The 10,773-nt window shown below is 66.6% G+C and carries 11 protein-coding genes; 5 read left to right on the forward strand and 6 right to left on the reverse strand.

What is annotated here, in order from left to right; all coding sequences use genetic code 11:
* The coding region (locus RT567_RS08710; RefSeq protein WP_313575804.1) for an enoyl-CoA hydratase/isomerase family protein at positions 1 to 609 on the reverse strand (609 nt) is incomplete at its 3' end.
* Between the two features lie 108 nt (positions 610 to 717).
* On the opposite strand from RT567_RS08710, the gene RT567_RS08715 reads away from it, so the two are divergent.
* Positions 718 to 1,149, forward strand: a complete 432-nt coding sequence (locus RT567_RS08715) for a hypothetical protein (RefSeq protein WP_313575806.1) — start codon at positions 718 to 720, stop codon at positions 1,147 to 1,149.
* Positions 1,150 to 1,221: 72 nt separating this feature from the next.
* On the opposite strand, the gene RT567_RS08720 is transcribed toward RT567_RS08715, so the two are convergent.
* Complete coding sequence (locus RT567_RS08720; protein ID WP_313575808.1) at positions 1,222 to 2,358, reverse strand: isobutyryl-CoA dehydrogenase; 1,137 nt, start codon at positions 2,356 to 2,358, stop codon at positions 1,222 to 1,224.
* A gap of 155 nt (positions 2,359 to 2,513) precedes the next feature.
* On the opposite strand from RT567_RS08720, the gene hemB reads away from it, so the two are divergent.
* A complete protein-coding gene (gene hemB / locus RT567_RS08725) occupies positions 2,514 to 3,515 on the forward strand; it encodes a porphobilinogen synthase (RefSeq protein ID WP_313575810.1) in 1,002 nt (333 codons plus the stop codon).
* Between the two features lie 15 nt (positions 3,516 to 3,530).
* On the opposite strand, the gene RT567_RS08730 is transcribed toward hemB, so the two are convergent.
* On the reverse strand, positions 3,531 to 4,043 hold the full coding sequence (locus RT567_RS08730) for a flavin reductase family protein (RefSeq protein WP_313575812.1): 513 nt from the start codon (positions 4,041 to 4,043) through the stop codon (positions 3,531 to 3,533).
* A gap of 122 nt (positions 4,044 to 4,165) precedes the next feature.
* Between RT567_RS08730 and RT567_RS08735 the strand changes: the two genes are divergently transcribed.
* Together RT567_RS08735 and RT567_RS08740 are read left to right on the forward strand one after the other, a co-directional pair.
* The gene (locus RT567_RS08735) at positions 4,166 to 5,068 is read left to right on the forward strand and encodes a flagellar motor protein MotB (protein WP_313575814.1); all 903 of its coding nucleotides are present in this window, start codon (positions 4,166 to 4,168) and stop codon (positions 5,066 to 5,068) included.
* A 133-nt stretch (positions 5,069 to 5,201) separates the two neighbouring features.
* Positions 5,202 to 5,939, forward strand: coding sequence for an arginyltransferase (locus RT567_RS08740; protein ID WP_313575816.1), 738 nt, complete (start codon positions 5,202 to 5,204; stop codon positions 5,937 to 5,939).
* Positions 5,940 to 6,107: 168 nt separating this feature from the next.
* On the opposite strand, the gene RT567_RS08745 is transcribed toward RT567_RS08740, so the two are convergent.
* From RT567_RS08745 to parC, 3 genes are all read right to left on the reverse strand, one after another.
* The gene (locus RT567_RS08745) at positions 6,108 to 7,136 is read right to left on the reverse strand and encodes a M48 family metallopeptidase (protein WP_313575818.1); all 1,029 of its coding nucleotides are present in this window, start codon (positions 7,134 to 7,136) and stop codon (positions 6,108 to 6,110) included.
* A gap of 6 nt (positions 7,137 to 7,142) precedes the next feature.
* Positions 7,143 to 7,712: a LemA family protein gene (locus RT567_RS08750; RefSeq protein WP_046654201.1), complete on the reverse strand. Its 570-nt coding sequence runs from the start codon at positions 7,710 to 7,712 to the stop codon at positions 7,143 to 7,145.
* 105 nt (positions 7,713 to 7,817) lie between these two features.
* Positions 7,818 to 10,019 carry a DNA topoisomerase IV subunit A gene (parC, locus tag RT567_RS08755; RefSeq protein ID WP_313575820.1) on the reverse strand — a complete coding sequence of 734 codons (2,202 nt, stop codon included), beginning with the start codon at positions 10,017 to 10,019 and terminating at the stop codon, positions 7,818 to 7,820.
* Between the two features lie 103 nt (positions 10,020 to 10,122).
* On the opposite strand from parC, the gene RT567_RS08760 reads away from it, so the two are divergent.
* The coding region (locus RT567_RS08760; RefSeq protein ID WP_313575822.1) for a nitronate monooxygenase at positions 10,123 to 10,773 on the forward strand (651 nt) is incomplete at its 3' end.

Raw genomic sequence — 10,773 nt, forward strand, 5'->3', positions numbered from 1 at the left:
GGCGGGCGCGGCCAGCAGGTCGGCCTTCAGCGCCTCGACGGCCTCCGACGCGACGAAGTGCGTGTGAATGCCCAGCGCCACCGTATCCGCCGCCTTCAGCCGCGCGCCGGTCAGGGCCAGCCAGACGCCCGTCTGGCCCGGCAAGCGCGGCAGGAACCAACCGCCGCCCACATCGGGGAACAGGCCGATGCCAGTTTCAGGCATGGCGTAGGTGGTGCGTTCGGTAGCGATGCGGACATCGGCCGGTTCGCTGATGCCCACGCCGCCGCCCATGACGATGCCGTCCACCACCGCCGTAATCGGCTTGGGATAGACGAACATCAGATGGTTCAGCTGGTATTCGGCGCTGAAGAAGGCCTTGGCCTCAGAAGCGTCCCCTGCCCCGCTCTCGGCGATCATGCGGATGTCGCCGCCCGCGCAGAAGCCGCGCTCGCCAGTGTGGTCGATCAGCACCGACTGAACCGCATCGTCCGCGCGCCAGGCCAGCAGCGCCTCGATCATCGCCTCGCACATGGACCGGTTTAGGGCATGGATCGCCTTGGGCCGGTTCAGGGTGATGCGGCCGACACCATTTTCGATGCGGGTGATGACTTCGGATTCAATGCTCATGCGGTGGGTCTAGAGCCGGCGTCGGTGCGGGTAAAGCCGAAGCCGTCTTGCATTCGCGCCGCAGCAACGCTGGTATGGCCTCCGTATCGCTCACGAAAGACCTTCCCCATGCTCATCGCCGCGATGACAGCCGCCCTGACTCTGACCGCCGCTTCCGCCGATGAAAGAAGCGCGCAGTGGGTGACGCACGACGTATCGGGCGAAGGGCCGGTGGCCAGCTTCCTGAACTGGAACTTCACCTCGGTCATCACCCGCGCGCACTGCGCAGACGGGCGGGTTGCATTCCAGTATTTCTATGATTTTCCGGGATCACCCGGCCCCGGCGAGCGCGTCCTGGCGGTGACGATCGACAACACCGATTATGCGCTGACGCCCTCAGTCGATGACATGGACAGGCAGGTCTACACCCTGTCGCCCGAAGGTCAGGCTGCCCTGAAACAGGCGCGCAACGTCGACTTCCACGCCCCGAACGAGGCGGACGAGCCCTGGTATCTGGGCCGGTCCGCCGCGCTGACGGCTCTGGCGAGGCGCTGCGGCTGACGCCTAGACCAGTATCAATGCTTTGAGCGAATATCTGGGTTCACATGCGATCGCATGTGAACCTATTTCGCTCTAGCGCGCCAGCTCCCGCGCCACGATCACGCGCATGATCTCATTGGTGCCTTCCAGGATGCGGTGAACGCGCAGGTCGCGCACGATCCGCTCCAGCGGATAGTCCTTCAGATAGCCGTAACCGCCGTGCAGTTGCAGCGCCTGATCGGCGATCTGGAAGCAGGCGTCGGTGGTCAGGCGCTTGGCCATCGCGCACCATTTCGTCTTCTCGGCGTGGCCGGTGTCGATGGCCCAGGCGCCGCGCAGCACCATCAGGCGGGCGGCCTCCAGATCCGTCGCCATGTCCGCCAGCTCGAACTGGGTGTTCTGGAACTGGCCGATGGCCTGGCCGAACTGCTTGCGGCCGGCGACGTATTCCTGGGCCGTCTCCAGAGCCAGACGCGCCCCGCCCAGCGAGCAGGCGGCGATGTTCAGGCGCCCGCCATCCAGACCCGCCATGGCGTATTTGAAGCCCGCGCCTTCCTCGCCCACCAGATTGGCGACCGGCACGCGGCAGTCATCGAAGCTGACCACGGCGGTCGGCTGGGCGTTCCAGCCCATCTTCTTCTCATTGGCGCCGAACGACAGGCCGGGCGTCCCCGCCTCGACCACGAGGGTCGAGATGCCCTTCGGCCCTTCGCCGCCCGTGCGGACCATGACGACATAGACGTCCGACGTCCCGGCGCCGGAAATGAAGGCCTTGGCGCCGTTCAGCACATAGTGGTCGCCGTCGCGCACCGCCGTCGTCCGCAGCGCCGCCGCGTCCGAGCCAGACCCCGGCTCGGTCAGGCAGTAGCTGGCGATCTTCTCCATCCCGACCAGCGACGGCACGAAGCGCGCCCGCAACTCGTCCGAGCCGAAGCTGTCGATCATCCACGTCGCCATGTTGTGGATCGAGATGAAGGCCGCCGTCGCCACGTCGCCGCGCGACAGCTCTTCAAAGATCAGCGCCGCCTCGACCCGGCCCAGCCCCATGCCGCCATGCTCTTCGCCCGTATAGATGCCGGCGAAGCCCATCTCGGCGGCGGCCTTCAGCACGTCGACCGGGAAATGCTTGTCCTCGTCCCAGCGGGCCGAGTGCGGGGCCAGTTCGGCCTCGGCGAAGGCGCGAGCCGCGTCCTGAATGGCGCGTTGATCGTCGGTTAGGGCGAAGTCCATGAAAGCTCCCGCATTACAGCCTGCCCTCTGACGGGGCGTTCGGGGCGCTTCTAACGGCTGGCGGCTCGCGCGTCACCCCGTCCCGGTTGAGGGATAGCCGCGGGTGGACAGTTCGCCTTTTGCCTCTCTCTCCGCTTTGTTTTAAGCCGCGCATCATGACCATGCCCTTCCAGCCCGCCGCCTTCCCCTACGCCCGCCCGCGTCGCCTGCGTTCGCAGCCTTGGGTGCGCCGTCTGGTCGCCGAGACGACGCTGACGCCCGCCGATCTGATCTGGCCGCTGATCGTCCATGACGGCGACGAGGACCGTCAGCCGGTCGCCTCCATGCCGGGCGTCTTCCGCCTGTCGCCCAAGGAGGCCGCCAAGGCCGCCGTCGAGGCGCGCGATCTGGGCATCCCGATGGTCGCCCTGTTCCCGAACGTGAACGACGGGCTGAAGGACAATGTGGGTGCCGCCGCCACCGACCCGGACGGCCTGATCCCCGACTGCATCCGCGCCATCAAGGACGCCGCGCCAGAGATCGGCGTCATGACCGATGTGGCGCTGGACTGCTACACCGACCACGGCCACGACGGCGTTCTGGAGAACGGCCGCATCGTCAACGACCCGACGCTGGAGCGGCTGGCCGAACAGGCCTTCATCCACGCCCACGCGGGCGCCGACGCCGTGGCGCCGTCCGACATGATGGACGGCCGCGTCCAGGCCATCCGCGAGGCGCTGGAGGCCAATGGCCTGAGCGATGCGCTGATCATCAGCTATGCGGCCAAATACGCTTCGGCCTTCTACGGTCCGTATCGCGACGCGGTCGGCTCGTCGAAGTCGCTGACCGGCGACAAGAAGACCTATCAGATGGACTTCGCCAACGCCGAGGAGGCCCTGCGCGAAGTGGCGATGGACCTGTCGGAAGGCGCCGACGCCCTGATCGTCAAGCCGGGCCTGCCCTATCTGGATATCGTCCGACTGGTGTCGCAGACGTTCAAGGTTCCGACCTTCGCCTATCAGGTGTCCGGCGAGTACGCGATGATGCAGGCCGCCTTCGCCAACGGCTGGCTGGACCCGGACCGCGCCATCCTGGAAAGCCTGCACGCCTTCAAGCGCGCGGGCGCATCCGGCGTCATCAGCTATTTCGCGCCGCAAGCCGCGCGGATGATGGGCTGACGCCAGCACAAAGGCTCAGGCCGTCGGATCGGCGGCCTTGCCGTACTTCCCGCGGAAATAGGTCAGCGCGTCGCCGGGCCGCGTGTCGAACGCCTCGACCCGGCCGACGATGACCAAGTGGTCGCCCATGACGATGCGGTCGTGCGTCCGGCATGTCAGGCGCGTCACGGCGTTCAGCAGGCGCGGCGGTTCGGGATCATCGACCGCGAACTCGTCGTCCGACAGGCGGCATACGCCCCAGGCGAAGCGGTCCGACATGGCCTGATCCTCGACCGGCAGCATGTGCACGGCGAACCGGTCCGCTCCGGCGAAGGCGTCGTGGCGGTCGGACTTGATGTCCATGCACCACAGCACCAGCGGCGGCTCCAGCGAGACCGAGGTGAAGCTGTTCACTGTGATCCCCAGAGGCCCGTCGACGGTATGGGCCGTGACCACGCACACCCCCGTCGCAAATCCGCCCAGCGCCCGGCGATAGGCGCGGGCATCGAAATCAGCGGCGGGGGAAGCGGGCGACTGTGACATGGCCATCAGCTAGGCCGTGAAGTCCCCATCGGCAAGAGCGCGGCGCGCCGTCGCATCTCACTGCAACCGCTTCTTAAGCCCCGCATGGGATTTAGGGCGAACGAACACGGTTAAGACGGACCCGCCCCATGGCGCTGAACGATCGCCCGATCCTGATCAAGAAGGTCAAAAAGGTCGCCGCCCACGGCCATCACGGCGGCGCGTGGAAGGTGGCCTACGCCGACTTCGTCACGGCCATGATGGCCTTCTTCCTGCTGATGTGGCTGATCAACACGACCGATCCAGAGCAGAAGCGCGGCATCGCCGAATATTTCGCCCCAGCCAACGTCTCGGCCTCAACCTCGGGCTCCGGCGGCATCCTGGGCGGCACGTCGCTGGGCGATTCCGAAGGCGCCAAGGGCGCCGGCTCCAACGCGGTCATCGAACAACTGGCCCCCGAGGCCCCCGACGCGCCGCAGGAAGCGGGTCAGAACTCCAACCTGGCCTCAGCCAGCGAAGCCGCCCTGCGCGCCGAGATCGCCCGGCGTGAAGCCGCCGATTTCGCCAGCGCCGCCGAATCCCTGCGCCAGGCCATGCAGTCCATGCCGGAACTGGCCGAACTGTCGAAACAGCTGATCATCGACCAGACGCCCGAGGGCCTGCGCATCCAACTGGTGGATCAGGAAGGCCGTTCGATGTTCGAAAACGGCTCCTCGCGCCCCAACCCGCGCGCCCAGTTGCTGTTGCGGGCCATCGCCAAGGTCATCAACCAACTGCCCAACCGCATCTCCATCACGGGCCACACCAGCGCCGTCGCCGGTTCCAGCCGCGCCAGCAGCCCCGGCGACTGGCCCCTGTCCTCGGCGCGCGCCGACGCCTCGCGCCTGACGCTGCAAAGCGCGGGCGTGAACAGCGACCGGGTCTATTCCGTCGCCGGCAAGGCGGGGTCCGACCCGCTGTATCCCGACGACCCGTCGCTGGCGGGCAATCGCCGCATCGCCATCGTCCTGTTGCGCGAAGCCCCGGTCCTGCCCACGGATACCAGCCTGTGACCGCGCGCGGCGATACGCTCGCCGCGCGAAGAAGGCTTGCGAAAACGGCTGGTTGCGCGCCAAATCAGAACATGAGCCGCGCGTATCCATCCGGCCCCTGTGCGGGCCCTGAAACCGTCACGGAGCAACAGCCGTGACCCAGCATTTCTTCTCGCGCCAGCTTCGCTTCTTCATGACGGCCAGCGCGCCCTGCCCCTATCTGCCGGGGCAGTTCGAACGCAAGGTCTTCGCCAACCTGCCGTTCAGCGACGGGGCCGATGTCAACGACGCCCTGACCCAGGCCGGGTTCCGCCGCAGCCAGAACATCGCCTACCGCCCGGCCTGCGAGGCTTGCGCAGCCTGCGTCTCGGTGCGGATTCCGGTGGCGGACTTTGAACTCTCGCGCTCGCGACGTCGCATCCTGGCCCGCAACGCCGATCTGTCGCGCGGCCTGGTCGAGGCCGAGGCGACGATGGAGCAGTTCGACCTGCTGCGCCGCTATCTGAACGCCCGCCACCCCGGCGGCGGGATGAGCGACATGAGCTGGCTGGATTATGTGTCGATGGTCGAGGACACCGCCGTCCGCACCCATCTGATCGAATACCGCCTGCCCAGCGAGGACGACGGCCCCGGCCGTCTGGTCGGCGTCTGCCTGACCGACCTGCTGCATGACGGCCTGTCGATGGTCTACAGCTTCTTCGACCCGGAGCTGGAGCGCCGCAGCCTGGGCCGTTTCGCCATCCTGGACCACCTGCATCAGGCCGAGACGGTGGCCCTACCCTATGTCTACCTCGGCTACTGGGTCCAGGGCTCGCCCAAGATGGACTACAAGGCCGAGTTCCGCCCGCTGGAGGCCCTGCGCCCATGGGGCTGGGAGCGGCTGGAGGAATAGACGGCCCCGCCTCTCCCTCCCCATTTTGGGGAGGGTGGCTGAGGCCGAAAGGCCGAAGCCGGGTGGGGGCGGCCAGGTTGTTCAAGTACGACACCCAGGATCACCTGACCCTCCCCACCCGGTCGCTGCGCGACCACCCTCCCCAAAATGGGGAGGGAGAAGGCTGCGCTACGTCGTCGGCACCGCCGTGCCTGCGGCCTGAGGCGCTCCGCCCCACGGCCCGTCGTCCCGGCCCCCGGCGAATTGGACCAGGGCCGCGATCCGCTTCTCGATCGGCGGGTGCGTCGCGAACAGGCCCGAGAACCCCGTCTTCTCCGCCGTATTGTCCAGGAACATGCCGCGCAGTTCGTCCGGCGCCTCCAGCTTCGACTGGCCCGACACCTTGCGCAGCGCCGAGATCATGGCGTCCGGGTTCTTGGTCAGTTCCACCGCCCCGGCGTCGGCCACATACTCCCGCGTCCGCGACAGGGTCATGCGGATGACGGCGGCCAGACCGAAGCCGATCACCCCGATGGCCAGGCCGATCAGGATCAGGGGCATGGCGTTCTTGTTATTCCCGCCACGGCCGCCGCGCACATAGAACAGGCTGCGGAACACCAGTTCGGCCACCACGCTGATGATCCCGGCGAAGATCGAGGCGATCACCATGGTCCGCACGTCCTTGTTGATGACGTGGGTCAGTTCGTGCGCCAGAACGCACTCCATCTCATCGCGGTTCAGGGTCTGCATCAGCCCGCGCGTGACGGTGACGCTGTAATTGCCCTCATGCAGACCCGACGCATAGGCGTTCAGCGACGGGCTTTCGATAATGCGCAGAGCCGGCGTTTTCATCCCGCGCGAGATCGCCAGGTTCTCCAGCAGATTATAGAGCTCCGGCTCGCTCCGGCGCTCGACCTTGCGCGCCCCGGTCATGACGTCGATCATCATCTGATTGCCGAAATAGGCGATGACGAACCAGATCGCCGCCGCGATCACCGCGAAGGGCACGGTCCAGCCCAGCATGGACGCCGCCAGCGCCAGATCCTGACCCAGGTCGCCGCCCGAGTTGGGCAGAAGGCCGAACCCCATCATCAGCACCTGAATGCCGAACAGGATGCCGACCAGCAGCACAGGGAACCCGGCCAGCAGGATCGTCGACCGGGTATTGTTCCGCCAGATGTGGGTCTTGAGGCCGACGGCCTGACCGAAAACCGCCATTGGGGCTTAGAACTTCACCGTCGGCGGGGCGGCGTTCAGGGCGGCGCGTTCACCCTCGCCCACGTCGAAGAAGGGCTTGTCCGCACCGAAGCCGAACATCCCCGCGAACAAGACCGTGGGGAACTGACGGCGCACGGCGTTGAACTCGCTGACGGCGTTGTTGAAGAAGCGGCGCGCGGCGGCCAGCTTGTTCTCGATGTCCGACAGGTCCATCTGAAGTTGCTGGAAGTTGGCGTTGGCCTTCAGGTCCGGATACGCCTCGGACACGGCGAACAGGCGGCCCAGCGTCGCCGTCAGCATGTTCTCGGCCTGAACCTTCTCATCGACGGTGCGAGCCCCCGCAGCGGCGGCCCGCGCCTGGGTCACGGCGTCCAGGGTGCCGCGCTCGTGCGTGGCGTAGCCCTTCACCGTCTCGACCAGGTTGGGGATCAGATCCTGGCGCTGCTTCAGCTGCACATCGATGTCCGCGAACGACTGGTTCGCCGTCTGATCCAGCTTGACCAGCCTGTTGTAGGCGCCGACCACGACGAACAGCAGAATGACGACGATGACGCCGATGATGATCCAGGTGATCATTGAGCCTCCTCCGAAAGATCAGGCGCGACTATGCGGGGCATCCTGCGTCGCGCACAATGAATTCGCCGTCACCCCTTCCCCCTCCTCACTGGAAGAGGGGTGAACTCAGCGGAACTTGCGCAGGCCGCGCGGGCCCTGACGACCGGCGCCGGCGCGCTTGCCCAGCCAGTCCTTCCAATCCGGCCAGTTGCGGCGACGTCCGCCGCCGTCGGCCCATTCCGGCCCCGCCTCGGCGTTGAACACCGTCACATCGGCCAGGCCGCCCTGCTTGTAGTTCTGCAGTTTGACGCCCTTGCCGCGGCCCATTTCAGGCAGTTCGGCCAAGGGGAAGATCAGCGCCTTGATGTTCTCGCCGATGGTCCCGACGTGATCGCCGTTGACCCGCAGCATGGCCAGCATCTCGCCGTTCAGCACCTGCTTGCCGCCGCGCTTCTGGGCCAGCAAATCGTTCTCGGGCGCGACGAAGCCGTAGCCCGCCTTCGACGCGATCAGCAGCTTGGCGTCCGGTTCATGGGCCACGACGTTGATGATCTCGGCCTTCTCATCGAGGTCGATCATCAGACGCAACGGCTCGCCATGCCCGCGCCCGGAGGCCAGCTTGTCGGCACCGATGGTGAAGATGCGCCCGTCCGACGCCCCGACCAGCAGCTTGTCCGTCGTATAGGCGGGGACCAGGAAGCCCAGCTTGTCGCCTTCCTTGAACTTCAGCTCGGACGGGTCGTCGACCTTGCCCTTGGCGGCGCGGATCCAGCCGCGATCCGACAGGATGACGGTGATCGCCTCGCGCGGGATGAAGGCTTCCGGCGCCACGAAGGCCGAGGCGTCGACCGCCTCGCCGATCAGGGTGCGGCGCGGCGAGACCAAGGCCTTGCGGACGGCCTCAAGCTCCTTGCCGATAGCTTTCCACTGTTTCGCCTCGGAGGACGTCAGCGCCTGCAGTGCTGCAAGTTCTTCCGACAACTCATTGAATTCCTTCTCGATCGTTATTTCTTCGAGACGGGCCAGCTGACGCAGGCGGGTGTCGAGGATGAAGTCGGCCTGAAGCTCGCTCAGTCCGAAGGTCGCGATCAGGGCCGCCTTGGGCTGCTCCTCCTCGCGGACGATGCGGATGACCTCGTCCAGGTTCAGGAAGACGATGCGCAGGCCTTCCAACAGGTGCAGGCGCTTTTCGACGCGGGCGATGCGCCACTGGCTGCGGCGGTTCAGCACCACGCGGCGGTGGTCGAGGAAGGCCTGCAGGCATTCCTTCAGCCCCATGACGCGCGGCGTGCCGATGGCGTCCAGCACGTTCATGTTGATGGGGAAGCGCACCTCGAGATCGGACAGCTTGAACAGGCTTTCCATCAGCATTTCAGGCTCGATGGTGCGGTTCTTCGGTTCGAGGATCAGACGGATGTCTTCCGCCGACTCGTCGCGCACGTCGCCCAGCAGGGGCGCCTTCTTGTTCTCGATCAGGTCGGCCAATGCCTCGATCAGGCGCGACTTCTGCACCTGATACGGCATCTCGGTGATGATGATCTGATAGGCGCCGCGATCGAGCTTTTCCTCGACCCATTTGGCGCGCAGGCGCACGCCGCCGCGGCCGGTCTCATAGGCGTCCAGAATTGCGGCCTGGCTCTCGACCGACACGCCGCCGGTGGGGAAGTCCGGTCCCGGCACGATCTGCATCAGATCGACGGTCGTCGCGTCCGGCCGTTCCAGCAGCAGATGACAGGCGTCGATCAGTTCGCCCACGTTATGCGGCGGGATCGAGGTCGCCATGCCCACGGCGATGCCCGACGAGCCGTTGGCCAGCAGGTTAGGGAAGCCCGCCGGCAGGACCACCGGCTCTTCGTCCTGATCGTCATAGGTGGGGCGGAAATCGACCGCGTCCTGATCGATGCCGTCCAGCAGCAAGACGGCGGCGGGCGTCAGCTTGCACTCGGTATAGCGCATGGCCGCCGCGCTATCGCCGTCGATGTTGCCGAAGTTCCCCTGACCGTCGACCAGCGGATAGCGCTGGGCGAAGTCCTGAGCCAGACGGACCAGCGCCTCATAGATGGAGGCGTCGCCGTGCGGGTGATAGCCGCCCATGACCTCGCCGACGACCTTGGCGCATTTGCGCGCGGCCGCCTGCGGGTTCAGCCGCATCTGGTGCATGGCGTACATGATGCGACGGTGCACCGGCTTGAAGCCGTCGCGCACGTCGGGCAGCGCCCGGTTGGTGATCGTCGACAAGGCGTAGGCCAGATAGCGCTTGGACAGCGCATCGCCCATCGGTTCTTCGACGATGCGGCCGCCTTCGGGCGTCGGGGTGTGGATGGTCATACGACTTCGAATCAATGATCAGACGAGGAAAGTCTAGCGCAGCCGGGGCCTGACGCCGGGATTGTCAGCGCCTATCTGTGCAGAAACGCGCGAAGGAGCCTCGATGAAGACCGCCCTGACCGATCACCTCGGCCTGTCCTTCCCCCTGATCCAGGCGCCGATGGCCGGAACCTCGACCGCTGAACTGGCCGCCGCCGTGTCGAATGCGGGGGCGCTGGGCTCCATCGCCCTGGGCGCCATCGACGCCGAGGCGAGCCGCAAGGCCATCCGCGCGGTCAAGGCGCTGACCGACCGGCCGTTCAACGTCAATCTGTTCTGCCATGCGCCGGTTGCGGCTGATCCGGCGCGTGACGCCGTATGGATCGACAGCCTGCGCTCTATCTTCAATGAGTTCGGCGCGGCCCCGCCCGAGCGTCTCAACGACATCTATCAGAGCTTCCTGACCGACGACGCCAAGCTGGCCGTGCTGGTCGAGGAAAAGCCCGCCGTGGTCAGCGTCCATTTCGACCTGCCCCGGCCCGATCAGATCGCAGCTCTGAAGGCGGCGGGCTGCGTCCTGATCGCCAGCGCCACCACGCCCGGAGAAGGCCGCGCCGCCGTCGCCGCCGGGTTCGACATGGTGATCGCCCAAGGTGTCGAGGCGGGCGGCCATCGCGGGGTCTTCGACCCGGCCGACGATCCGCGCTTCGCCACCCTGCCGCTGACACGCCTGCTGGCGCGCGAACTGTCGGTTCCGGTCATCGCGGCGGGCGGG

Origin of the sequence: Brevundimonas sp. (assembly GCF_032107865.1) — a bacterium.
Taxonomy (GTDB): domain Bacteria; phylum Pseudomonadota; class Alphaproteobacteria; order Caulobacterales; family Caulobacteraceae; genus Brevundimonas.